Source organism: Pseudomonas folii (assembly GCF_014357575.1).
In the GTDB taxonomy this organism is placed as follows: Bacteria; Pseudomonadota; Gammaproteobacteria; order Pseudomonadales; family Pseudomonadaceae; genus Aquipseudomonas; species Aquipseudomonas folii.
This window is the reverse complement of record NZ_JACONW010000080.1, coordinates 1-26,169: the sequence shown is the minus strand read 5'-3', so window position 1 is coordinate 26,169 and position 26,169 is coordinate 1. Positions and strand designations below refer to the sequence as shown.

At 57.9% G+C, this 26,169-nt stretch carries 15 protein-coding genes; 10 read left to right on the top strand and 5 right to left on the bottom strand.

All coding sequences use genetic code 11. The features are described 5' to 3' along the window. Positions 1 to 88: 88 nt before the first annotated feature. Together H8S59_RS16570 and H8S59_RS16565 are read right to left on the bottom strand one after the other, a co-directional pair. A complete protein-coding gene (locus tag H8S59_RS16570; protein ID WP_027902228.1) occupies positions 89 to 583 on the bottom strand; it encodes a DUF934 domain-containing protein in 495 nt (164 codons plus the stop codon). After that, positions 567 to 2,225 (bottom strand): nitrite/sulfite reductase, encoded by a 1,659-nt coding sequence (locus tag H8S59_RS16565; protein WP_187522134.1) that lies wholly within the window; start codon positions 2,223 to 2,225, stop codon positions 567 to 569. The genes H8S59_RS16570 and H8S59_RS16565 overlap by 17 nt, the downstream gene beginning before the upstream one ends. A 497-nt stretch (positions 2,226 to 2,722) precedes the next feature. Here H8S59_RS16565 and H8S59_RS16560 point away from each other — a divergent pair, with 497 nt between their 5' ends. Continuing rightward, positions 2,723 to 3,865, top strand: coding sequence for an ABC transporter substrate-binding protein (locus H8S59_RS16560; protein WP_187522133.1), 1,143 nt, complete (start codon positions 2,723 to 2,725; stop codon positions 3,863 to 3,865). Here the strand turns inward: H8S59_RS16560 and H8S59_RS16555 are convergent. The 3 genes from H8S59_RS16555 to xthA all read right to left on the bottom strand — a co-directional run bounded on the left by H8S59_RS16555 (position 3,818) and on the right by xthA (position 6,664). Continuing rightward, positions 3,818 to 3,994 (bottom strand): DUF2970 domain-containing protein, encoded by a 177-nt coding sequence (locus tag H8S59_RS16555; protein WP_187522135.1) that lies wholly within the window; start codon positions 3,992 to 3,994, stop codon positions 3,818 to 3,820. The two genes, H8S59_RS16560 and H8S59_RS16555, sit on opposite strands and share 48 nt — an antisense overlap. 312 nt (positions 3,995 to 4,306) lie before the next feature. Then, positions 4,307 to 5,644 carry a substrate-binding domain-containing protein gene (locus H8S59_RS16550; protein ID WP_187522132.1) on the bottom strand — a complete coding sequence of 446 codons (1,338 nt, stop codon included), beginning with the start codon at positions 5,642 to 5,644 and terminating at the stop codon, positions 4,307 to 4,309. 207 nt (positions 5,645 to 5,851) lie between these two features. Continuing rightward, on the bottom strand, positions 5,852 to 6,664 hold the full coding sequence (gene xthA, locus H8S59_RS16545) for an exodeoxyribonuclease III (protein WP_095093922.1): 813 nt from the start codon (positions 6,662 to 6,664) through the stop codon (positions 5,852 to 5,854). A 933-nt stretch (positions 6,665 to 7,597) separates the two neighbouring features. On the opposite strand from xthA, the gene H8S59_RS16540 reads away from it, so the two are divergent. The 9 genes from H8S59_RS16540 (at position 7,598) to H8S59_RS16500 (ending at position 26,083) form a co-directional block, all read left to right on the top strand. Then, positions 7,598 to 8,248: a GNAT family N-acetyltransferase gene (locus tag H8S59_RS16540; protein ID WP_187522131.1), complete on the top strand. Its 651-nt coding sequence runs from the start codon at positions 7,598 to 7,600 to the stop codon at positions 8,246 to 8,248. Between the two features lie 66 nt (positions 8,249 to 8,314). Continuing rightward, positions 8,315 to 10,048, top strand: a complete 1,734-nt coding sequence (locus H8S59_RS16535; protein WP_187522130.1) for an autotransporter assembly complex protein TamA — start codon at positions 8,315 to 8,317, stop codon at positions 10,046 to 10,048. Then, positions 10,045 to 13,734 (top strand): translocation/assembly module TamB domain-containing protein, encoded by a 3,690-nt coding sequence (locus H8S59_RS16530; protein ID WP_187522129.1) that lies wholly within the window; start codon positions 10,045 to 10,047, stop codon positions 13,732 to 13,734. Before H8S59_RS16535 ends, H8S59_RS16530 begins: the two co-directional genes overlap by 4 nt. A gap of 141 nt (positions 13,735 to 13,875) precedes the next feature. Continuing rightward, on the top strand, positions 13,876 to 14,376 hold the full coding sequence (gene tpx / locus H8S59_RS16525; RefSeq protein WP_095093918.1) for a thiol peroxidase: 501 nt from the start codon (positions 13,876 to 13,878) through the stop codon (positions 14,374 to 14,376). A 159-nt stretch (positions 14,377 to 14,535) separates the two neighbouring features. After that, positions 14,536 to 15,846, top strand: coding sequence for an MdtA/MuxA family multidrug efflux RND transporter periplasmic adaptor subunit (locus tag H8S59_RS16520; protein WP_187522128.1), 1,311 nt, complete (start codon positions 14,536 to 14,538; stop codon positions 15,844 to 15,846). Continuing rightward, positions 15,843 to 18,953: an MdtB/MuxB family multidrug efflux RND transporter permease subunit gene (locus H8S59_RS16515; protein ID WP_187522127.1), complete on the top strand. Its 3,111-nt coding sequence runs from the start codon at positions 15,843 to 15,845 to the stop codon at positions 18,951 to 18,953. The genes H8S59_RS16520 and H8S59_RS16515 overlap by 4 nt, the downstream gene beginning before the upstream one ends. After that, positions 18,950 to 22,057: an efflux RND transporter permease subunit gene (locus tag H8S59_RS16510; RefSeq protein ID WP_187522126.1), complete on the top strand. Its 3,108-nt coding sequence runs from the start codon at positions 18,950 to 18,952 to the stop codon at positions 22,055 to 22,057. Before H8S59_RS16515 ends, H8S59_RS16510 begins: the two co-directional genes overlap by 4 nt. Next, a complete protein-coding gene (locus tag H8S59_RS16505) occupies positions 22,054 to 23,529 on the top strand; it encodes an efflux transporter outer membrane subunit (protein WP_095093914.1) in 1,476 nt (491 codons plus the stop codon). The genes H8S59_RS16510 and H8S59_RS16505 overlap by 4 nt, the downstream gene beginning before the upstream one ends. 466 nt (positions 23,530 to 23,995) lie before the next feature. Then, complete coding sequence (locus H8S59_RS16500) at positions 23,996 to 26,083, top strand: putative bifunctional diguanylate cyclase/phosphodiesterase (RefSeq protein WP_187522125.1); 2,088 nt, start codon at positions 23,996 to 23,998, stop codon at positions 26,081 to 26,083. Positions 26,084 to 26,169: the final 86 nt, after the last annotated feature.

The window sequence follows — 26,169 nt, the reverse complement described above, 5'->3', positions numbered from 1 at the left end:
GCAGGCACTACAGACTCCCATTAATCAGCTGTATTTAAAAAGCCCAGGCTGGAGATCCAGACCTGGGCTTTCTCTGACACCGAACGACTTAACGTCTGCGGAACAACGGCAGCGGCTCGTCAGTTGCGGCCTGATAGGTCACCGAAAAGTCCTTCAAGCCTTCGAGGGCTTCGTAGGGGTCTTTGTCAGCGCGGATCGCGAATGCATCGAAGCCGCAGCGATGCAGGTAGAACAGTTGATCACGCAGTACGTCGCCGATGGCGCGCAACTCACCCTTGTAGCCATAACGATCCCGCAGCAGGCGAGCGTTGGAGTAACTGCGGCCGTCGGTGAAGGCGGGAAAATTCAGGGCAATGACCTGGAATTTGTCGACATCTGCACCGATTTCTTCAGCTTCTTCATCGCTGTCCAGCCAGACACCCAGGCCGCCGTCACGGGCAGCCAGGGCATGGCCGTGCTCGCGCCATAGCGATAGAGGAACGATCAGGTCGTCGCAGTTGGACAACTCATCAAACGACGTTTCCTTGGGCAGCAAGTGCCAGGTTTCATCAATGACTTCGTTGTTCTTAATGATTCGCTGCATAGACGCGCTCCTTGAAAGGGTCGATGCCGATACGCTGGTAAGTGTCGATAAAACGCTCGTCTTCGTTACGTTTTTCAACGTAAACGTCGATCAGCTTTTCGATCACGTCCGGCATGGCGTCCTGGGCGAAGGAAGGACCGAGGATCTTGCCCAGGCTGGCGTCACGACTTGCGCTGCCACCCAGGGAGACCTGGTAGAACTCTTCGCCTTTCTTGTCCACGCCCAGAATGCCGATATGGCCGACATGGTGGTGACCGCATGCGTTCATGCAACCGGAAATGTTCAGGTCCAGCTCGCCGATGTCGAACAGGTAATCCAGATCGTCGAAACGGCGCTGGATGGATTCGGCAATCGGGATCGACTTGGCGTTGGCCAGCGAGCAGAAATCGCCGCCAGGGCAGCAGATGATGTCGGTCAGCAAGCCCACGTTAGGGGTGGCGAAGCCTTGCTCGCGCAATTCCTGCCACAGCGTGAACAGTTGAGCCTGCTCGACGTCGGCAAGAATAATATTCTGCTCGTGAGAGGTACGCAGTTGGCCAAAGCTGTAACGATCGGCCAGATCGGCGACACCATCGAGTTGCTTGTCAGTCAGGTCGCCCGGTGCAACACCGGTAGGCTTGAGCGACAGGGTAACGGCAACATAGCCCGGCTTCTTGTGGGCCAGGGTGTTGCGCGTACGCCAGCGGGCAAAGCCGGGATGATCCTGATCCAGTTTCGCCAGTTCTGCGCTGAAATCTGCCAGCGCTTTGTATTCCGGATCGACGAAATGCCTGGAAACACGCTGCACTTCCGCCTCGGTCAATGTGGTCTGGCCGCCACGAAGGTGAGCCATCTCGGCTTCAACTTTTTCGGCGAAGACCTCTGGAGTCAGTGCTTTGACCAGAATCTTGATCCGCGCCTTGTACTTGTTGTCACGACGGCCATAGCGGTTGTAAACCCGCAGGATGGCGTCGAGATAGCTCAACAGGTCCTGCCACGGCAGGAATTCGTTGATAAAGGCGCCAACGACTGGTGTACGGCCAAGACCACCGCCAACCAGAACACGGAAGCCAAGCTCGCCCGCATCGTTACGAATCGGCTCCAGGCCAATATCGTGAACTTCGATGGCGGCGCGGTCACTGGTTGAACCGTTGATCGCGATCTTGAATTTACGCGGCAGGTAGGCAAATTCCGGGTGGAACGTAGTCCACTGACGGACAATTTCGCACCATGGACGCGGGTCAACCAACTCGTCAGCCGCTACGCCGGCGAACTGATCGGTGGTGACATTGCGCAGGCAGTTGCCGCTGGTCTGAATGGCGTGCATTTGCACCGTCGCCAGCTCAGCCAGGATGTCCGGGATATCTTCCAGCGCGGGCCAGTTGAACTGAACGTTCTGCCGTGTGCTGATGTGCGCGTAGCCCTTGTCATAATCGCGAGCGATTTTCGCCATCATCCGTGCCTGGCGTGACGTCAGCTGGCCGTAAGGCACAGCCACGCGCAGCATTGGCGCAAAACGCTGGATATAGAGGCCATTCTGCAGGCGCAGCGGGCGAAACTCTTCTTCGCTGAGTTCTCCCGCGAGGTAGCGTCGGGTCTGATCACGGAACTGCTTTACGCGGTCCTCGATGATCCGCTGGTCGTACTCGTCGTATACGTACATATAGGTCCTGTTCTCAGGCAATTACCACAGCAAATCTGCGCGCACGGCCGCGCACTCCCTACGGAGCCGGGGGAAGATACCAGTTTGCGGATATGCGCAAAAGTGGCGTTTGCATATATGCAAATAGCTAAAGGTGATAAGCATCCGGTCTGACGCGCTTAACCCTGCTTGTGGTAAGGGCATCCCTCGGCTTTACTAGGGTTGAGTTTGAACTGAAATGACCGAAGACTCATTGTTTGATCCGTGCTGCCACTAATAAAACAGACAAGAGGCAATGTGTATGAGCCATCACCCGAAAGTGTCCAGGAAAGATAGCCATGTCGACGCCTGGGCTATCTTCTTCATTATTATCCTCGTCGTGGGCGCAGCAATATTCTGGGTCAGCCATCAATAAACGCCATGAGCGCCAATTAACGGTGCAGACAGTCGGGTCCGCGGCCGATAGCTAATCAAAGGTCTTCAAATTGATCTTTGACTACTAATCAAGGCTTGTTGGTATGACCCGATTTTACTGCCGCGTGCTCGCCGTTGCTTTAGGGTGCTGGCTGAACTCAGCCAGCGCCGCATCAGTGGTATTTCTGAGCCCCGGACCGTCATCGGACGGCTATTGGTCAACTTACGCGCGCTTCATGCAGGCTGCGGCAACCCGGCTCGACATGAGTCTTACGGTACGCTACAGCAACCGGGACACTCGAAAACTGGTTGAATTGGCGCGGGACGCTTTGCAGGGCGCAAATCGCCCGGATTATCTCCTGTTCTCGAATGAACTCAATATCGCCCCTGAGATTCTTCGCTTGTCCCAAGGCAGCGACGTAAAGCTTTTCGCTGTCAACAACACCTTGACCGCCGACCAGTTGCGTATTCTCGGCGACCTGCCGCAACGCTATCCAAACTTTATCGGTAGCCTGGTCGGTGACGACGAGGAGGGCGGTTATCTGACTGCCAAACGCCTGATCGGCTTGCATCCGTCGACAGGTGCAGTCGAACCGGTAGAAATGCTCGCATTCGCGGGCACCAACACCACGCCGGTTTCCTTGAAGCGCGAGCAGGGCTTGCACCGTGCGCTGGCCGAGCACCCTGAAATCCGTCTGAGGCAGATCGTCCTGGGCGGATGGCGACGCGACCGGGCTTATGAGCAAGCGTTGATGCTGTTCAAGCGGTACCCGCATATCAGTCTAGTCTGGGCAGCGAATGATCAGATGGCATTCGGCGCTATGGATGCCGCGCGCGCAACCGGCCGGGAACCTGGCAAAAGCGTGTTGTTCAGCTCAATCAACTGGTCGCCGCAGTCTCTGGACGCTCTTCGGGATGGGCGTATCAGCGCATTGGCCGGTGGGCACTTCATGCTGGGTGGGCTTGCCATCGTCCTGTTGCACGATTACGACGCCAGTGATCCGGCCACTCGCAAGCGCGTCGGTGCTCGCCTGGCCCGAGTCATGAAAGAAGTGCGTATCAGTGATCTGAAACAGATCCGTATCGACAGCCAGCGGGATGATTACGGCGTCGATTTCCGGGCCTTGAGCCTGGAGGGCAAACCGGCTGGAACAGGCTATTCGTTTTTGTCGAGTGATGCCCTTCACTCGCCAGCGTCTTCAGCTCAAAGCGAAGTACAGGATCAGTTGCACGGCGCCGAACAATAGCCCTGTAAGGAGGAGGGTGAACGCCAACCCGATGATTGCGAAATGCATCGGTTTACCGCGAGTAAAGTCCCGCTCCCGATTTCTACCGCCTTGCACACCAAAAGCAGCGGCCAGCACGCTGTGCAGCATTTGCCAGAACGTCGGTGGCTTGGCGTCTTGAGGTTCTTGGGGCTCATCTTCGGATGGCGGGTTCACGGTGCCTCCTTTTCCTGCTTTTTCTTATATGCGGGAGGATAGCCGAGCTGGAGTCTTCAGGGACGCCCCGTATGCCTGCGTAGGACCGGCTTTAGCCAGGAGGGCGTTCGGGCATTCGCTGAATCGCCTTCGCCAGTCATACTGCCCTCCCGTCTAAAGCCGGTCCTGCAAGGTCAAAAGCACGCGATCAAGCTTGCAGGCGGAAATAAATGTTCCATAGAGAACCGGTCAGTTACGGGCCCCCCATCAATCCACCCAGACTTCAACCCGCCGGTTCTTGATACGCCCGTCGTCAAGATCATTGGCAGCCACGGGCATTTCGTCACCGAAACCGACCACTTCCCGCAGGGTGATATTGCTTTTCATCAATTCCCGCCGAACCGCCATGGCGCGCAATCGGGAGAGCAACTGCGCGCGCTGGGGATCGCTTTTGGCATCGCCAAATCCGACCAGGGTTACACGCTGATCGAGCTTGTCATGCTGTTTCAGGTAATCCGCGACCCGTTGCACGTCCAGCAAGGCCTTGTTATCCAGCCTGGCGCTGCCTTGGGCAAACCGGAAATTGACTGACAAGCGCTCCGCTTCTCGCGTCAGCCTCTGGTATTCACCTGGCATCTGCGCCGTGGCCTGAACCTTGATGGTCTGTACCGTCTGCGCCACGAAGCCGTTCTGCGCGACGACTGCCTGACCCTCCGCACTCTGGGCAAATTCCACCAGCGCGGCAGCCCAGGGCTGATGAGCTTCGACCGGCAGATAAAGGTACAGACGCCGCGATAACGGGTAATCCTCGGTGGCAATCAGGCTCACCGTCGGCAACATCGGTCGCGACTCGCCATCAGCTATTGCGACTGCTTTTGCGTGACGGACATAGGGCAGCCCTATAAAGCCGATACCGTTACGATCCTGGCTGACTTCATCGGAGAGTTGCTCGCTGGACTCAAAGCGCTTCGCAAAGGCGGCGAGTGTCTTGCTGTACTTGAGCAGGACCAGCTCCTTGAAGGTCTCGAAGGTGCCTGATTGTTCGTCGCGAGCATAAAGATGGATTTCCCCATCCTTGCCACCCAATTCCTGCCAATTACGGATTTCCCCGGCGAACACACGGGCCAATTGCTCTGTGGTCAATTCCCGTATGGGGTTGCCGGGGTGCAGGATGACTGCGACGCCATCGATGGCGATGACTTGCTCGGCGCCCGGGCTTTTCAGGTTGGCGACCCCTGCCAGGTCTTGGATTTCCTTTTCCTTGATGGGGCGTGATGACGCGGCGATGTCCGCTTTCCCGGCCTTGAGTGCGCTGAATCCAGTGCCGGAGCCATGAGCAGCGATCTCGACCTTGAGCTGTTTGCCGTCAGAGGTTGTACCGACGACCCGCAGTTCGTTGACCGCAGGGCCAGCTTCGGTACGCACGTCATGCAGGCCTTGTTTGCGCATGAGTCCTTCAACCAGTGCCGGGCCCAATTGCGCGTCGATGGTGTTGGAGCCATGAATGCGCAGTACCGGATCGTTGCGGGTGGATGAGGGAAGACTGGCTGTCGCGTCAAACGCCAGCAAGACGAGGGCGGCCAGCAAAGACACAGCGCGCAGCATGTGCGGCACCTTGAATATAAGGAAAGAGTCGGGAGATTAAGTCGGATTGGTTACGGGAAGATGACAGTTGGGTTCATGCAGGGGCATTGAGACGTGGGACCGGCTTTAGCCGGGAAGACTGTCTGTCAGATGCCGCACATGCAGCGGATATACCGGCCTCTTCCCGGCTAAAGCCGGTCCCACGATTCAGATTCAACTCAACTCAACTCAACTCAACTCAAGCCAGATTGGCGCATGGTCCGAGGGCTTCTCCATGCCGCGCAGTTCATAATCCACTCCGCCTGCCTTGATGCGAGGCTGCAACCCATTGGACGCCATGATCAGGTCGATGCGCAGACCACGCTTGGGTTGATCTTCGAAACCGCGGCTGCGGTAGTCGAACCAGCTGAATTGGTCGATGACTTCCGGATGCAGGTGGCGAAAGCTGTCGACCAGCCCCCAGTTCTTCAAGCGCGCCATCCACTCCCGTTCTTCGGGCAGAAAGCTGCATTTACCGGTTTTCAGCCAACGCTTGGCGTTGTCCGGACCAATGCCGATGTCGCTGTCTTCCGGAGAGATGTTCACGTCGCCCATGACAATAAGCGGCTGATCGTTGCTGAAGCGGGTTTCCAGCAGCGCCTGAAGGTCGTTGTAGAAACGCTGCTTGGCGGGAAACTTGGTCGGATGATCACGGCTTTCTCCCTGTGGGAAGTAGCCGTTCATGATGGTAATTGGTTGTCCGTTGTCGTCAGCAAACGTGCCCCAGATGAAGCGTTTTTGCGATTCCTCATCATCTGTCTCGAAGCCTTTGTGCATCGCCAGTGGCATTTTGCGAGAGAGCAGGGCAACGCCGTAGTGGCCTTTCTGGCCATGAAAGTGCACGTGATAGCCCAGCGCTTCGATATCGGCCTGAGGAAATTGCTCGTCCGAGACTTTTGTTTCCTGCAGGCCAATGACGTCGGGCTGGTGTTTTTCGATCAGTGCTGCCAACTGATGAGGGCGGGCGCGAAGCCCGTTGATATTGAATGAAACGATTTTCATGGGCAGGCAGTCCTGGCAAATACAAAAAAGCGATGCTAGCTGACATGGCGTTTCATCTCCAGTGGGAGGTGGGAACTCAGCGTGGAGTTCTACACACGTCTTTGGGTCATTGGGTGTACATATCCGTTATCGCGGTCAGGGCTGATATTGGTTGCGCTTTTACAGCGCCTCACTTTTGAAATCCGGAAGCCGGCCCAGACAAAAGTAAGCAAACCCGGCATCCTTGCCACTCTTCAACTCAAGAGCGCCCCACGCTTCAGAATCTGCGTTCGGCCAGCGTGGTTTAACGGGGCGCCCAAGATCAAAAGCGCGGCGGCCTGACAGCCGACCTGGTTGTGTGAACTTACCGACTTTCTGTAGGAGCTGCCGAAGGCTGCGAAGCGGTGTGTCAGACGAGGCTTGTGTTGGATGTGCTGACGTCTCGCGAACAAGTTCGCTCCTACCGTTCCGGGGTGAAACCGTTGTTTTTGATCTGCTTTTGATTTTGATCTTAAGCGCCCCGTCAAATCACGCCGGCCGGAATTCGACATTGCTGTGTGGGGGCTCTTGTTAAATGAAGGGGCGGCAGGGATGCCGGGTTAGCCGCCTCAGGCCATGGATGGCCGGTGGCGGCGGCCCCACGCAGCAATGTCGGATTACGGGCATACCGAGCCTAGGCGAGGCACCCAGTGGTGGGGCAAAAGCCTATTGGTTACTTTTGGCTGGGCCGGCTTCCGGAATCAAAAGTGACGCGCCGTAAGGGCGCAACCAATAGAAGCCATGACCGATACAACGGATATGTACACAAGAATCAAGCAATAAAAACGCACGCCCACCTAAGCCGAAAGAGGCATCCCCAAAGGATATTGGAACTGTGGCTGCGAGCCATGACTCGAACCTTTGTAGCAATGGAGCGCTGCCGTTCGAGCTGCGCCGTTAATGAGAGGTTGTTCCATGCCAGAATCGTCTGCCATCGTGGCTGAAGTGCGTCAGCTCGACAGCGGTTACTCGAGGGAAACCCGCTCGCTGCTCTACCTCGCCTATCGCCACGAACCGAGTTTCGCCTACCTGTTCAATGCTGAACGCAGCGGCTTTGACCAGCGCGTGCGTGCCACAATCCGGGCACTGGTCAAACAACACTTTCTTCAGCAACTGCCTGCCATTGGTCTCTTCATTGACGACCGATTGGTCGGTGCAGCGCTCATCGCGCCCCCGCAGCGACGTCTGGGTATTACTGAAAGCTGGGCGTGGCGCCTGCGTATGGTGCTCAGCGCCGGCTTCAACTGCACGCGCCGTTACCTCGAATACTACAACGCAGTCCTGGCGTGCCTGCCTTCAGAGTCGGTGCATGTATTACCTCTGCTCGGAATTCATCCAGAATTTCAAAGTGAACAGCTTGGTGAGCAACTGTTGCAGGCTGTACATAATTGGTGCGCCGAAGATGAAAACTCCCAGGGCATCGTCCTCGATACGGGAAATGCGCGATATCTTGAGTTCTTTAAGCGACAGGGCTACGAGGAAATCGGTGAAGTGGCTGTAGGACCCGTCCGCGAACATGTATTTTTCCACCCAAATCCGCAGGTTTCGCTGCAAGCGATGGCGTAAACCCATGAAATTTCAACTGCTTGGCGTGTTCCAGTGATAGCCGTTGCTCGTGTTAGCATTCGCGCCATGAAGTTTCTTGCAATGTTTACCAGCGGTTTGATTCTTGGTGTATCCAGCGTTGCGGCGTTCGCTGAAGCGCGGCTGGATGTGAGGGTCACACCTGCCAATTCCGCGCTCAAAGCCAACATTGAAGGCTATGTGGGCAGTCCCGGCGTGCGTGATGCCGACAGCCTGCAGCATTTCAGTATGGGCGCCGAAGAGCAGGCGCAGCGGGCAGCGCAGGCGTTGGGCTATTACCAGGCGAAGATCGCCAGCGAAGTGAAGACTGGCCGAGATAACCAGCCACAGCTGGTTATCTCGGTTCAGCCGGGTGAGCCCATTCATCTGCGCAATGTCACCATACGCATTGAGGGCGAGGCCGCGTCACTGAAGGCATTCCGGGTTCCCGACGGTGATGCGCTGAAAAGTGGTGCCGTGCTGAATCATGGTCATTATGAAGACGCCAAGCGCCTGATCCTGAATCAGGCGTCTCGCTACGGTTTCTTCTCCGGGCGTTTTGTCCAGCAGCGTCTTTCGATAGACCCTGCGGCAGGTATCGCCGACATCGATCTGGTTTACGACAGCGGTCCGCGCTATTCGCTGGGCAAAGTCAGCTTCAGTGGTGACGCGCCTTTTGATGACGACTTGCTGAAGCGCATGGTGCCGTTCAAGGAAAATACGCCTTACGATTCCGAACTGATTGCCGAACTGAATCAGGCGATGCAAACCAGTGGTTATTTCGAGGGCGTGCGTGTGGATGCCGCGCCGACCGCCGCTGTGGGGCAAGAGATTCCTGTCACTGTCCAGCTGGAGACACGTAAACCGCGCACAATGGGCCTGGGGCTGGGTTATTCAACGGACGTCGGACCGCGGGGCAAGGCCAACTGGACCCGGCACTGGGTCAATCCCCAAGGCCACAGCTACGGCATCGAAAGTGAGTTGTCTGCACCGCGTCAGAACGTCGGGCTTTGGTACGACATTCCGCTGGACCCACCGCTGACTGACAAGCTGCGCTTTGCAGGCGGCTATCAGTACGAAGAGATCGCCGGGACCGACACTTTGAGCAAGCTGCTCACGGTCGGCCCGGAATGGCACAGCAAATTACCCAGCGGTTGGGAGCGAGTGGTTTCATTGAAGTGGCAGCGCGAGGAGTATCGACTGGGTGACGATTCGGGGCTCAGTACGCTGCTGATGCCGGGCGTCAGCTATTCCTATCTGCGCAGCGACAACCGAATTGATCCGCACAACGGCTATCGCCTGCAGTTCGATGCTCAAGTCGCCAAGGAAGGACTGATGTCCGATTCGAACCTTCTGCATGGCAACGTGTTGCTCAAGGGCCTGACCACGCTTTGGGATAATCACCGCTTCCTCGCCCGCGTGCAGTTTGGCGGCAATGCCACCAATGGCTATAAATCGATACCGCCGTCCCTGCGCTTTTTTGCGGGTGGTGATCAAAGCGTTCGCGGTTATGACTATCAGACACTTTCACCGGAAAACTCGGACGGTGACCGTATTGGTGGTCGCTACATGGTGGCGGGTAGTGTTGAGTACCAATACTCCATCGCCGAGAAATGGCGAGTCGCGACCTTCGTCGATCAGGGTAACTCTTTCGATACTCTGGAATTGCCGAGCCTCAAGACCGGTGTGGGCATTGGTGTGCGCTGGGTTTCACCGGTAGGCCCGTTGCGCCTGGATCTGGCCCACGCACTGGACGATGACGGCGGCGTTCGGCTGCACTTTTCCATGGGGCCTGAGCTATGAAGCCGTTCAACTGGCAACGTTCGCTGAAAGCTCTGGGGTTGCTACTGGTCGCTATTGTCCTGCTGGTGTTTGTCAGTCTGTGGGGGCTGCTGGGTACTGAAACCGGGAGCCGATGGGCGCTGGCACGTGTGCCGGGTTTACAACTGCAAAACTTCAACGGTCATCTGGGCGGACAATGGGAGGCTGATCACTTGCTGTGGCAACAAGGCGCCACCCGCGTCGAAATCGACAAGCCGCTGCTGGACTGGTCCCCTGGGTGCTTGCTGAAGATGACCCTGTGTATCGATCGGCTGAATGCTGATCAGATTCGCCTGCAACTGGCCCCCGGTAGTGACGCAGCGCAAAATGAACCTTTGCAGTTACCTGATCTGAAACTGCCTCTGGCAATTCGTCTGGGTGATGTACGTATCGGCAGTCTGTTGCTGGATGGCAGCGAACAGGTCGCTGACCTGGAAATGGCGGCGCACTGGACCGCCGAAGGTTTGCGGCTGGATAACGTGCATGCGCGTCGAGATGATCTGGTGCTGGACCTGGCTGGGCTGCTTCAGCCTTCTGGGGATTGGCCCCTGTCCGCCACCGGACTGGTAAAACTGCCGGACATCGATGGTCGCGCCTGGGCACTCAATCTGGATATACAGGGCGACCTTCTCAAAACCCTGCAGCTCAAGGGCATCAGCAGTGGCTATCTGCAGGGTTTGCTGGAAGGCGAATTGCAACCTCTCGCGGACAATCTGCCCGCACAGTTAAGGATCAGTGCCGACCCGTTCAAAGCGGCGGACTCGCTGCCGGACACCCTGCAACTCAATCAGTTGCTGCTGGATGCGAAGGGTGATCTTCAGAAGGGTTATCAGCTACAGGGCTCGGCCAGCCTTCCCGCCGAGCAAGGCCCTGTTGCTCTGGCACTCAAGGGGCGCGTTGACGCCAAGGGGGCAGTGATCGAGGCCCTTGACTTGAATGCCAGCGCAGATCAGCGCCTGAGTCTCAACGGTGCGTTGAGCTGGGAGCATGAGTTCCGTGCCGATGCGAAGCTCGATTGGCGTGATTTCCCCTGGCATCGTTTGTATCCGCTGATCGAAGAGCCGCAGGTAGCGCTGCGCAAGTTCGTCGGGGAAGTCTCTTACACCGACGGTAAATATCTGGGGAATTTCAGTGCCAATGTGGACGGTCCGGCAGGTGCATTCAGCCTGGTAAGTCCTTTCAGTGGTGATTTGACCCAGATATTCCTGCCGCAGTTGGAAATGGTCGCGGGGCAGGGTAAGGCCACCGGGCATCTCAACCTGCAATTTGCCGATGGCATCGGCTGGGATACCGCGCTGGACCTGAGCGCGATTGACCCTGCTTATTGGGTCGCGCAGATGCCAGGGACTTTGGCCGGACCGCTGCGCAGTAAAGGGCAGCTCAGAAACGAACAGTTGAGCCTGAACGCGGATCTGGACCTGAAGGGCCGTCTGCGTGGTCAGCCTGCGGTTTTGCAGGTCAAAGCCGATGGCGCGGGTGACAAGTGGAATGTCGGCGCGCTTGAAGTGCGTCTAGGGGATAACCGCATTCAGGGCAATGGCAGCCTGCAGCAGCGTCTGCTGGCTCAACTGGATATCAACCTGCCTCGGCTGGGGCAGCTATGGCCGGGGCTGCAAGGGCAGGTCAAAGGCCGTCTTGATGTGGCCGGAACGTTGAAAGCGCCTCAAGGCCAACTGGGCATGCAGGGCTCTCAATTGGCTTTTGAAGGCAATCAACTGAAAGCGCTGAACGTAAATGCCAGACTCGACAATGCCCAGCGCGCCAATGTCGATATCAAAGGCAGCGGTATTCAGGCAGGCGACAAGCAACTGGGTACGCTGGTCGTGGATGCTCAGGGTGATATCAAACGCCAGCAGATGAAGCTCGACTTGCAGGGACCGTTGCTCAAGCTGGCGCTGGGTCTGGATGGCAACCTCGACAAGGGCAACTGGCGCGGGCGACTTTCCAGCGGCGATGTGCAGACAGGTGGGCAACGCTGGCAATTGCAGCAACCGGCCAAGCTGGAGCGCCTGGCTGACGGCAAGGTGAACTTTGGTGCGCATTGCTGGCTTTCTGGCATGGCCAGTCTGTGTGGTGAAGATCAGCGTCTCATGCCCGAACCGCGTCTGCGTTATCACTTGAAGAATTTTCCTCTCGACAGTCTGGCCCAGTGGCTTCCGAAAGACTTTGCCTGGAAAGGTTCGCTGAACGCTGACGTGCAGCTCGATGTGCCAGCTGCAGGCCCTAACGGACAAATTACGGTGAACGCCAACGGCGGAACCTTGCGTGTCAAGGAGAAGGATCAGTGGCTGGACTTTCCTTACGAGAGTCTGGTTCTGACCAGCAAACTGACCCCGAAACTGATCGACAGTCGTCTGGATTTCCGTGGCGGAAAACTTGGGGCTTTGCAGGTAAATGCCCGCATTGATCCGTTGGCGCAGAACAAGACCTTGAGCGGCGACTTCAACCTGAGCGGGCTTGACCTGTCCATTGCCCGCCCATTCGTGCCCATGGTGCAGAAGCTCAATGGGCGATTGAACGGCAGCGGACGTTTGTCCGGCGGGCTTTTGGCCCCGCAAGTGAACGGCAGCGTCGTCCTCAGCGGTGGCGAAGTCTCCGGGCCAGAGCTGCCGATAAGCCTGCAGGATGTGCAGATTCAGGCGCAGATCGCCGGAGAAAACGTTCAGCTCGACGGTCACTGGAAAAGTGGCGATACCGGAGAGGGACGTCTAACCGGGCAGATTGGCTGGAGTCAGGCGCTGGTGGTCGATTTGAGCCTCAAGGGCTCCCGTCTGCCAATCACGGTTGAACCCTACGCCAGACTCGAAGCCGCGCCGGATTTGAAAATCTCGATGCAGGGCGGTCGCTTGGGTATCTCTGGCAAAGTGTTGATTCCCCAAGGGACGATAACCGTTCGTGAGCTACCGCCTTCCACGGTCAAGTTGTCAGGCGACACAGTGATTGTTGGGCAGCAAACGGAGGAGGGCGAGCCGCCGTTGGCGATGGCCATGGATATCGATGTTCAGGTGGGACAGGAAAAACTGAGCTTTACCGGCTTTGGGTTGACGGCTGACCTCGCAGGCCGGGTGCACATCGGAGACAACCTGGACACCCGAGGCGAACTTAACCTGAACAATGGCCGATACCGTGCCTATGGCCAGCGGTTGACGATTCGCAAGGCGCGGCTGTTGTTTGCCGGGCCAATCGATCAGCCGTATCTGGATGTCGAAGCGATTCGGCAGACAGACGATGTTGTTGCTGGCATCCGGTTATCGGGCAGTGCCGAGCAACCGACCACGACGGTGTTCTCCGAACCCGCCATGAGTCAGGAGCAGGCATTGTCCTATCTGGTGCTGGGAAGGCCGTTGAACAACACCGGTGAAGACAGCAACATGATGGCCCAGGCTGCCTTGGCACTGGGGCTGGCTGGCAGCGAATCGACCACCGGCAAACTGGCCAAAGACCTGGGTATTCGGGATTTCGAGCTGGATACCTCCGGTTCCGGGGAAAAAACCAACGTGGTCGCCAGCGGCAAAATCACCGACAAGCTCAGCTTGCGTTACGGGGTCGGGGTATTCGAACCTGCCAACACCATTGCCTTGCGCTACATGTTGAGCAAAAAGGTCTACCTGGAAGCTGCAAGCGGTCTGGCCAGTTCGCTGGATATTTTCTATAAACGGGATTTTTGAAGGCGTCCGCACCTGCTGGACTTGAAAACTGACGTGGGTAAATGAAAGCCCCCACACTTCATCCATCTACGCTCTAGGTCGATCAACACTTTCATGGTTAACTTCTCCGTCTAATCAACCCGTGGAAAAAGGACTCAGTTCATGGCTCAAGTGACTCGCAGAGGCAACCCTGTCCAAATCAATGGCGAACTGCCGAAAGTCGGTGCTGCGGCCCCGGCCTTTTCGCTGGTAGGCGGTGATCTGGCTGACGTGACCCTGGCTGACTTTGCCGGCAAGCGCAAAGTGCTGAACATCTTCCCAAGCGTCGACACGCCGACCTGCGCGACTTCCGTACGCAAGTTCAACGCCCAGGCCAATGACCTGACCAACACCGTGGTGCTGTGCATTTCTGCTGATCTGCCGTTTGCCCAGGCGCGCTTTTGCGGTGCCGAGGGTCTGGAAAACGTGAAAAACCTCTCCACCCTGCGTGGCGGTGAGTTCATGGAAAACTATGGTGTTGCCATCGCTGATGGGCCGATGGTCGGTCTGACCACTCGTGCTGTCGTTGTGCTGGATGAAAACGATAAAGTGCTGCACAGCGAACTGGTTCCGGAAATCGGTCAGGAACCTGACTACGACGCCGCATTGGCCGTATTGAAGTAACACTTGGCAATACCTGGACGGCCTGAACATGTTCAGGCCGTTTTCGTTTACGCTTCAGCTGTTTAACAAAAGTAAGGACAAGGTAAATTGCCGGTAAAGGCGCTTTGCTTGTCACGCATCTGTGCTTATTGTTCAGCCTCCTGAAAAGCCCCATCCGCAATGGTTGATTTATTCATGCAATCGTCTGGCCCCCGTAGTTCCCGTCGCTGGCTCATCAGCCTGTTGGTCCTGTTGATTATCGTCGGCTTGTGCTGGTGGTTGTGGCCTGCATCTGCGCCGAGCAAAGAGGGGGCACACCGCAAATCAGGCGGTACGGCCGAAAGTGGCGCGGCGCGTCCTGGCTTCGGTGGTTCTACTATTCCCGTGCCGGTTCGCGTGGCTCCGGCGGTTCTGGGCGATTTCCCGATTTACTACAAGGCCCTGGGCACCGTGACGGCGATGAACACCATCAACGTGCGCAGCCGGGTGGCGGGTGAGCTGGTCAAGATCAATTTCCAGGAAGGGCAAATGGTCAAGGCCGGGGACTTGCTGGCCGAGATCGATCCACGCAGTTACCAGATAGCCCTGCAGCAGGCGGAAGGTACGCTGGCGACCAATCAGGCTCTGCTGAAAAACGCCCAACTGGACGTGCAGCGCTATCGCGGCCTGTACGCTGAAGACAGTATCGCCAAGCAGACGCTGGATACCGCCGAGTCGCTGGTCAATCAGTATCAGGGCACAATCAAGACCAATCAGGCAGCAGTGGGCGATGCCAGACTCAATCTTGAATTCACTCGCATTCGTGCCCCGATCGCCGGGCGTATCGGCCTCAAGCAACTGGACGTCGGCAATCTGGTGGCGGCCAACGACACCACGGCGCTGGTGATCATCACCCAGACCAAACCCATTACCGTCGCTTTCACACTGCCCGAGAAAGACCTTTCGACGGTGATTACCCGCTATCGCAGTGGCGACAAGCTGCCCGTGGAGGCCTGGGATCGTGGTGACTTGAAGCAGCAGGCTCAGGGCGTGCTGGCGAGTCTTGATAACCAGATCGATGTGGCCACCGGAACGCTGAAGTTCAAAGCCCGCTTCGAAAATCAGAATGAAGTGCTTTTCCCTAACCAGTTCGTCAATGTGCATCTGTTGGCCGACACCCTCAAGCAGGCTGTGCTGGTGCCTACCGCTGCGATCCAGTTTGGCACCAACGGCACCTTCGTGTACGCGATGGACGGTGAAAACAAAGTCAAGATTCGCACGCTCAAAACCGGCGCCAATAACGAGCAACTGACAGTGGTCAGCGAGGGGCTGGCAGCGGGGGATCGTGTCGTGCTGGAGGGCACAGACCGCCTGCGCGATGGCGCCACGGTAGAAGTGGTCAGCGACAGCAAGGATGTCCCGACGACCCCAGGCCAGCAACTGCAGGGTAAACCGGGCAAGAGCACTGATGAGTCGGCGTCGGTTGGCAAGGCGGAAAGCACACGCGCATGAACATCTCCAGACTGTTCATCCTGCGGCCGGTCGCAACGACTCTGAGCATGCTCGCCATCGTTCTGGCCGGTTTGATCGCGTACAAGTTGCTGCCTGTTTCTGCACTGCCGCAAGTCGATTACCCGACCATCCGGGTCATGACGTTATACCCGGGCGCCAGTCCGCAAGTGATGACCAGTGCCGTCACCGCGCCACTCGAGCGCCAGTTCGGGCAGATGCCGGGGCTGAGCCAGATGGCGTCCACCAGTTCCGGTGGGGCGTCGGTGATTACCCTGCGATTCAGCCTCGACCTGAACATGGATGTAGCCGAGCAGTCGGTACAGGCTGCAATCAACGCCGCGACCAATCTTCTGCCGACGGATTTACCGGCGCCTCCGGTCTACAACAAGGTGAACCCGGCCGATACGCCGGTGCTGACTCTGGCCATTACGTCCAAGACCATGTTGTTGCCCAAGCTCAACGATCTGGTCGACACGCGCATGGCGCAAAAGATCTCCCAGATCAGCGGCGTCGGCATGGTCAGCATTGCCGGTGGTCAGCGTCAGGCCGTCCGGATCAAGGTCAACCCCGAGGCACTGGCTGCCAATGGCCTGAACCTTGAGGATGTGCGCACCTTGATCGGTGCGTCCAACGTCAATCAGCCCAAGGGTAACTTCGACGGTCCGACCCGGGTCTCGATGCTCGACGCCAACGATCAGCTCAAGTCTCCCGAGGAATACGCCAATCTGATTCTGGCCTACAGCAACGGCGCGCCCCTGCGCCTCAAGGATGTCGCGGAAATCGTCGATGGTGCCGAGAACGAGCGTCTCGCGGCCTGGGCCAACGAGAATCAGGCGGTGTTGCTCAACATTCAGCGCCAGCCGGGTGCCAACGTTATCGAGGTCGTGGATCGTATCAAGGCGCTGCTGCCGAGCATCACCGATAACCTGCCTGCCGGCCTCGACGTGGCGGTACTGACGGATCGTACCCAGACGATTCGGGCCTCGGTCAAAGACGTGCAGCATGAATTGCTTATCGCCATCGTGTTGGTGGTGTTGGTAACGTTCCTCTTTCTGCGTCGCTTCAGCGCTACGATTATTCCGTCGATTGCCGTGCCGCTGTCGTTGGTGGGCACCTTCGGGGTGATGTACCTGGCGGGTTTTTCGGTCAACAACCTGACGTTGATGGCCATGACCATCGCCACCGGTTTCGTGGTCGATGACGCCATCGTCATGCTGGAAAACATCTCGCGGCATATCGAAGAGGGTGAATCACCGATGCAGGCGGCGCTAAAGGGCGCGAAGCAGATTGGCTTTACGCTGGTATCGCTGACGATCTCTCTGATTGCCGTCTTGATACCGCTGTTGTTCATGGCTGATGTCGTGGGGCGGTTATTCCGCGAATTTGCGATCACCCTGGCGGTGGCAATTCTCATATCGCTGGTCGTATCGCTGACCCTGACGCCGATGATGTGCGCGCGTTTGCTCAAACGTGAACCCAGGGAAGCAGAGCAAAGCCGATTCTACCGCGCCAGCGGCGCTTGGCTGGACTGGCTGGTTGAAGCGTACGGCAACAAGTTGCGCTGGGTGCTCAAGCACCAACCGCTGACGTTGCTGGTGGCGATCGCTACGCTGGCATTGACCGTTTTCCTTTACCTGGTCGTACCCAAGGGGTTCTTCCCGGTACAGGACACCGGCGTGATTCAGGGGATTTCCGAGGCACCGCAATCGATTTCCTTCGCCGCCATGAGCGAGCGACAGCAGTCACTGGCGAAGATCATTCTGCAAGACCCCGACGTGGCGAGTCTTTCGTCCTACATTGGTGTGGATGGCGATAATGCGACGCTGAACAGCGGGCGTCTGCTGATTAACCTGAAGTCCCACAGCGATCGGGATGTCACCGCAACCGAGATCATTCAGCGCTTGCAGCCGCAACTGGACAAGCTGTCCGGCATTCGCCTGTTCCTGCAGCCTGTTCAGGACCTGACCATCGAGGATCGGGTCAGTCGTACCCAGTACCAGTTCAGCATGTCATCTCCGGACGCCGAAATGCTTAGCCTGTGGAGCGGACGACTGGTGGATGCCTTGAGCAAACGTCCGGAGCTGACCGATGTGGCCAGTGACTTGCAGGACAAGGGGTTACAGGTCTATCTGGCGATCGATCGTGATGCGGCGAGTCGTGTGGGCGTGACCGTGGCGAATATCACCGATGCGTTGTATGACGCGTTTGGTCAACGGCAGATTTCGACGATCTACACGCAGGCCAGCCAGTACCGGGTGGTTTTGCAGGCGGCAACGGCCAGTGAGTTGGGGCCTCAGGCGCTGGAGCAGATTCACGTCAAGACCACCGACGGCGCGCAGGTCAAGCTGTCGAGCCTGGCGCATGTCGAACAACGTCAGGCGCAACTGGCGATAACGCATCTGGGCCAGTTCCCGGCAGTCATGATGTCTTTCAACCTGGCACCGGATGTTGCACTGGGTGCGGCTGTAGAGATCATTCAGCAGGTCGAGAAGGACATCGGCATGCCGATTGGCGTGCAGACCGAATTCCAGGGCGCGGCTCAGGCCTTCCAGGCTTCGTTGTCCAGCACCTTGCTGTTGATCCTCGCGGCCGTCGTGACCATGTACATCGTGCTGGGCGTGCTTTACGAGAGTTACATCCATCCGATCACTATTCTTTCAACCCTGCCGTCAGCGGCGGTGGGAGCGTTGCTGGCTCTGCTGATCAGTGGCAACGATCTGGGCATGATTGCGATCATTGGCATCATCCTGTTGATCGGTATCGTCAAGAAAAACGCCATCATGATGATCGACTTCGCCCTCGACGCAGAGCGCAACCGTGGCGTGGATCCTGAAACAGCGATCTATGAGGCGGCTTTGCTGCGCTTCCGCCCGATTCTGATGACCACCATGGCGGCGTTGTTTGGCGCTGTGCCGCTGATGCTGGCGAGCGGTTCTGGCGCTGAGCTGCGTCAACCCTTGGGTCTGGTGATGGTCGGCGGCTTGATATTGAGCCAGGTATTGACCCTGTTTACGACGCCGGTGATTTACCTGTACTTCGACCGAATGGGGCGCCGTTGGGGCCGGAAACCGGATGCCGATGCGCGTCTGGAGCAGGCGGACGCATGAACCTGTCCGGTCCTTTCATACGCAGGCCGGTCGCAACCATGCTGCTGAGCCTGGCGATCATGCTGCTGGGGGGCGTCAGCTTTGGTTTGCTGCCCGTGGCGCCACTGCCGAACATGGATTTCCCGGTCATCGTGGTGTCCGCCAGCTTGCCGGGGGCCAGCCCCGAGATCATGGCATCCAGTGTCGCGACGCCGCTTGAGCGTTCGCTGGGTTCGATTGCCGGCATCAACACCATGAGCAGTCGATCGAGCCAGGGCTCCACGCGGGTCATTCTGCAATTCGACCTGGACCGCGACATCAACGGCGCTGCGCGAGAGGTGCAGGCGGCGATCAATGCCTCGCGCAATCTGCTGCCCAGCGGTATGCGCAGCATGCCGACCTACAAGAAGGTCAACCCGTCCCAGGCCCCGATCATAGTCCTGTCCCTGACGTCCGATGTGCTGGAGAAGGGCGAGCTGTATGACCTTGCGTCGACGATCCTTTCCCAAAGCCTGTCCCAGGTCAGCGGTGTGGGTGAAGTACAGATCGGCGGGAGCTCATTGCCTGCGGTACGTATCGAACTTGAGCCGCAATTGCTCGATCAGTACGGTGTGTCGCTGGATGAGGTGCGCACGGCGGTCAACGGCGCCAACGTCCGGCGTCCGAAGGGCGCAGTAGAAAACTCCCGGTATAACTGGCAGGTTCAGGCCAACGATCAACTTGAAAAAGCCTCGGATTATGAGGCGCTGATCATCCGTTATCAGGATGGCGCCGCCTTGCGACTCAAGGACGTCGCCAAGGTCAGCGATGGCGTGGAGAACCGCTACAACTCAGGCTTCTTCAATAAAAAACCTGCGGTGCTGCTGGTCATCAACCGGCAGGCGGGGGCCAACATTATTGAAACCGTGGCGCAGATCAAGGCGCAATTGCCGGCCCTTGAGGCTGTATTGCCCGCCAGCGCCACGCTGAAGCTGGCGATGGATCGCTCGCCGGTCATCAAGGCGACGCTGCACGAAGCAGAAATGACGCTGTTGATCGCAGTGATCCTGGTGATTCTCGTGGTTTACCTGTTTCTCGGTAACTTCCGGGCCTCGCTGATCCCGACCCTGGCGGTGCCCGTGTCGTTGGTGGGCACCTTCGCGATCATGTACCTGTACGGCTTTTCCCTGAATAACCTGTCGCTGATGGCGCTGATTCTCGCCACCGGGCTGGTGGTCGATGACGCCATTGTGGTCCTGGAAAACATTTCCCGACACATCGACAAAGGTGTCGCGCCGATGCAGGCGGCGTATCTCGGTGCCAAGGAAGTGGGCTTCACGCTGTTGGCCATGAACGTGTCGCTGGTGGCGGTGTTCATCTCGATTCTGTTCATGGGCGGGTTGGTGGAAAGCCTGTTCCGCGAGTTCTCCATCACGCTCTCGGCATCGATCATTGTCTCGCTGGTGGTCTCCCTGACATTGACACCTATGCTTTGCGCGCGCTGGCTCAAGCCACATGTGCCGGGCAGCGAGAACAGGCTGCAACGCTGGAGCAACCGGGTCAACGACCGCATGGTGGCAGGTTACGACCGCAGTCTCGGCTGGGTGATGCGTCATCGGCGTCTGACGCTGCTCAGTCTGCTGGTCACCGTGGTGGTCAACGTTGCGCTGTACGTGGTGGTGCCCAAGACATTCCTGCCGACTCAGGACACCGGGCAACTGATGGGCTTTGTGCGGGGCGATGACGGTCTGTCGTTCACGGTCATGCAGCCGAAGATGGAAATATTCCGCGACGCGATACTTGCCGATCCGGCTGTAGATACGGTGGCAGGTTTTATCGGTGGTACCAACGGCACCAACAACGCCTTCATGCTGGTGCGTCTCAAGCCCATATCCGAACGCAAACTCAGCGCTGAACAGGTCGTGGAACGTATCCGCAAGGAAATGCCCAAGGTGCCGGGCGGGCGGGTGTTTCTTGCCCCTGATCAGGACCTGCAACTGGGCGGCGGCCGCGAGCAGACCACGTCGGCCTATCAATACATTCTACAAAGCGGCGACCTGAACGCGTTGCGTGAGTGGTATCCGAAAGTGGTTACGGCGCTCAAATCCCTGCCGGAGCTGACGGCCATCGATGCGCGGGAAGGGCGCGGTGCTCAACAGGTCACGTTGCACGTGGACCGCGACGCCGCCAAACGTCTGGGGATCGACATGGACATGGTCACCGCTGTGCTCAACAACGCTTACAGCCAGCGTCAGGTGTCGACGATTTACGACAGCCTCAACCAGTACAAAGTGGTAATGGAGGTCAATCCCCGGTTTGCTCAGGACCCGGCGACCCTTGAACAGGTTCAGGTGATTACTGCGGACGGCAATCGTGTACCGCTGTCCAGCATCGCACGCTATGACCGCAGCCTCGCTGACGACACGGTTTCCCATGACGGGCAATTTGCCTCGGAGAACATTTCATTCGATCTGGCAGAAGGCTACAGCCTTGATCAGGCCACAGTTGCCATTGAGCGCGCTGTCGCCGGGGTCGGCCTGCCTTCGGACGTCATTGCGAAGATGGCCGGTACTGCCGATGCGTTCGCCGCGACCCAGAAAAGCCAGCCCTGGATGATTCTCGGGGCCTTGCTGGCGGTGTATCTGGTGCTGGGTATCCTGTATGAAAGCTACATCCATCCGCTGACGATTCTGTCCACGCTACCGTCGGCCGGGGTAGGGGCCTTGCTGAGCATTTACGTGCTGGGTTCGCAATTCAGCCTGATTTCGCTGCTGGGCCTGTTCCTGCTGATCGGGGTCGTGAAGAAAAACGCGATCATGATGATCGACCTCGCGCTGCAACTTGAGCGCGACAGTGGCATGACTCCCGAGGCGTCGATTCGCGCTGCGTGCCTGCAGCGCCTACGACCTATTCTGATGACGACCATGGCAGCCATACTCGGTGCCTTGCCGCTGCTGTTGAGTACAGCGGATGGCGCCGAAATGCGCCGCCCATTGGGTCTGTGCATCATTGGCGGTCTGGTGTTCAGCCAGGTCCTGACCCTTTACACCACCCCGGTGGTTTACCTCTATCTCGACCGTTTACGCCATCGTTTCAATAAATGGCGTGGCGTGCGCACCGATGCCGCTCTGGAAACTCCGCTATGACCGTACAGAAGATCAAGCCCTTCAAAAAACGGCCTGCACGCACGCTGTCCCTGGCGTTGTGCGCTGCGCTATTGAGTGCCTGCGCGGTCGGGCCTGACTATCAGAAGCCTGAAATGACGACGCCTGCTCAGTTCAAAGCGGCTGAAGGCTGGACCCAGGCGGCGCCCAGTGATGCGATTGCGCGGGGTGCCTGGTGGGAGATCTACGGCGACACGCAGCTCAATGGGTTGGTCGAAAAACTCAACAGCTCCAACCAGACCGTCGCCCAGTACGAGGCTCAATATCGCCAGGCCAAGGCGCTGGTTCGCAGTTCTCGCGGGGCGTTCTTTCCGACCCTCGATCTGTCCGCTGGCAAAACCCGTTCAAGCCAGGGCGCGGGCAGCAGTAGTTCGAGTCTGAGCAGTTCCAGCAGCGGTATTCGTGACACTTACAACACTCAATTGGGAGTGAGCTGGGAAGCCGATATCTGGGGCAAGTTGCGCCGCGGACTGGAAGCCGATACTGCCAGTGCCCAGGCCAGTCTTGGCGACCTCGCTGCCATGCGGCTGAGCCTGCAGTCAGAGCTGGTGCAGAACTACCTGCAACTGCGGGTGATTGACGAGCAAAAGCGCCTGCTGGAGGCCACTGTCGAAGCGTATCAGCGCTCGTTGACGCTGACCCAGAATCAATACCGCGCCGGAATCTCCGGGCGTGATTCTGTGGCTCAGGCGCAAACCCAGCTGAAAAGTACTCAGGCTGATTTGATCGATCTGGTCTGGCAGCGTGCGCAGTTCGAGAACGCGATTGCCGTGTTGATGGGCCAGGCTCCGGCGGATTTCAATCTGGCGGCCAGCACGTCGATACCGGCGTTGCCGGAAATTCCTCTGGAGTTGCCATCGCAGTTGCTTGAGCGTCGCCCGGATATCGCAGCGGCCGAGCGTTCGGTGATGGCGGCCAACGCCAACATCGGTATCGCCAAGGCGGCGTATTACCCGGATCTCACCCTGAGCATGAGCGGCGGCTACAGCAGCAGTACATTCTCCAACTGGATCAGCTTGCCCAATCGTTTCTGGTCGGTGGGCCCGCAACTGGCGATGACGCTGTTCGACGGCGGTCAGCGTTCGGCAGAAGTGGACCGTACCGAAGCGGTGTACGACCAGACGGTTGCGCAGTATCGGCAGACTGTCCTGACGGGTTTTCAGGAGGTGGAAAATTACCTGGTCCAACTGAAAGTCTACGAAGACGAAGCCAGTGTGCGCGCCGAGGCGCTGGATGCCGCCCGTGAATCCCTGCGCCTGACCAGCAATCAGTACAAGGCTGGCCTCATCGGCTATCTGGACGTGGTCAACGTCCAGGCCACCGCCCTGAGCAATGAGCGCAGCGTGTTGACCTTGCTGCAAAGCCGTCTGATTGCCAGTGTTCAACTGATCGCTGCACTGGGCGGTGGTTGGGATGCCCAGCGCGGTCTGGATATGCAGGCGGATAAGGATTAAGGGACTGATTTCGCTCTGGTGATTCATAGAGCGCGTGGACTGGAATGTGATCAAGCTGTGGGAGATTCTATGTTTGCCCGCAAGTTGAGATCGCATCACCTTTGTGGGAACAGAGCTTCCTCGAGATAAAGCTGGATGCGATTGGCTTGATATCTACGCTGTCCTTATCGCGGGCACACAGGAATCACTGATGACGTGGGACCGGCTTTAGCCGGGAAGAGGCCGGGACAGACGCTGGATCGTCATCTGCAGAAATACCGCCTTCCCGGCCAAAGCCGGTCCCACGTCGTCAATCAGTTTGCAGGCCAACATAGAATCTCCCACCAGAAAAGTCACGTCGAGCTTTTCAATTGATGGCTATGCGCCATATTTTCGACGGGTGACCGCCACAACCCACTGAACACAAGGTAGAATCGGGTTTTTGACTGGGCATGGATACGCTCATTTATCCAGGTCGCGGTCATCCATGCTGATTGGCAGTTATTCCTCGTCGTTGGTTCTGGTTTCAGTTTTCGTCGCTATCCTCGCTTCCTACACCGCACTTGATCTTGCCGGGCGAATCGCGTCCGCAAAAGGTCGGGCAGCTGCCTTCTGGATGGTCGGCGGTGCCTGCTCCATGGGTGTCGGTATCTGGTCCATGCACTTTATTGGCATGCTCGCTTTTGACCTGCCGATAGAGCTGGCCTTCGATCTTCCCATCACGTCTCTTTCCCTGCTGATTGCGGTCCTGTCTTCAGGATTTGCCCTATGGCTGGTCAGCCAGCCGAAGTTGCCTCTGTCAGTGCTGGGCCTGGGTGCATTGTTCATGGGCGCAGGCATCAGTGCCATGCACTACACCGGCATGGCCTCGCTGCGTATGTACCCCGGAATCACTTACGATCCGGCCACTGTGCTGGCCTCGCTGGCCATTGCCGTTGCCGCTTCGGCCGCGGCGCTCTGGATTGCCTTTCGCTTGCGCCGACAGGTGCCCCATGTGCGCCTGGCCCGTGGCGCAGCGGCAGTGGTGATGGGTATGGCGATTGTCGGCATGCATTACACCGGCATGGCGGCGGCGAGCTTTTCTGAAGGCAGCTACTGCGGCGCACTCGCTGACGGCATTCACTACACCGGTCTTTTCTCGCTGGTGTTGGTGGGAAGCCTGGCGATACTGACCTTCACCATGTTGACGTCGATACTGGACGCAAGGCTTGAGGCAAGGACCGCGGAGCTGTCCCAGTCCCTGATCCAGGTCAACCGAGAGCTGAAGCATCTGGCCCTGCATGACACATTGACCGGATTACCGAACCGGGTGTTGCTGGCTGAACGCATCGAGGAGGCCATGCAGCGTGTTGACGCCAAAGGCGGTAGTTTCGCCCTGATGTTCATGGATCTGGATGGCTTCAAGCCCGTCAACGACGCCTTTGGTCATCACGTCGGCGATCAACTGTTGCGGGATGTGGGTCTGCGTTTACGGGCCAATCTGCATCGTCGGGATACTCTGGCGCGTATAGGTGGCGATGAGTTCGTGCTGCTGGTGGAGGTGGAGGACAGTCACGATACGCCGTGCATCGCTGCTCGTCAGGTCGACGTGATTGCACAGCCGTTTCATATCGCCGATCAACTGCTGCAGGTGTCAGTCAGCATCGGCATCGCGCTTTATCCGGGCTGCGGGAAAACTCAGGAAGAGCTGCTGATGAACGCCGATGCCGCGATGTATCACGCCAAGGCGGCGGGTAAAAACGGCTACAGCTTTTTTGATCCGAGCATGAACACCAACGCGCGCAATCAACTGGAGCTGTTGCAGGAACTGCGGGTTGCCATCAAGTACAAGCACTTCTGTCTCTACTATCAGCCCAAATTCGATGCCGTCAGCGGTGAGCCGGTGGGGGCCGAAGCGCTGTTGCGCTGGAATCACCCGCAGAAGGGGTTGCTGTTGCCGGATGCTTTCATGGGGCTTGCCGAAAAGACCGGGCTGATCGTCAGTATCGGTGAGTGGGTGCTGGATGAAGCCTGTCGCCAGATGCGTATATGGGCAGACATGGGTTACGGCCACTGGCGTGTCGCGGTAAACCTCTCGACGCTACAGTTTTGTCATTCCAGTCTGGTGGAAACGGTTGCCAAAGCACTGGAGTTGCATAGCTTGCCAGCCAATAACCTGACCCTGGAAATCACCGAAACCACCGCCATGAGTGACACCGATGCGAGCATGAGCGTATTACAGAAATTGTCGGAAATGGGCGTTGACCTGTCCATTGACGATTTCGGCACGGGCTATTCGAGCCTGATGTATCTCAAGCGACTGCCTGCCAACGAGTTGAAGATTGACCGCGGGTTCGTTCGCGACCTTGAGCATGACAGCGACGATGCGGCGATCATCTCGGCTATCGTTGCGGTAGGACAGGCCCTGAACCTGCGAATTGTCGCCGAAGGAATCGAAACGGACCGTCAGCAGAGTTTCCTGACACGTCTCGGTTGCGATGCTCTGCAGGGTTACTTGCTGGGCCATCCGCAGCCTGCCGAGCGCTTCATGGCTGATATCCATGCGGCAAGAAGCGCTACCGTTCTGGCAGGCTAGACTGGTAGTCTTCGAAAAATTTCTGACAATTCGCTGTCGCTAAGTAAACACGGACCCTGTAGGAGTGAGCTTGCTCGCGATTCGAT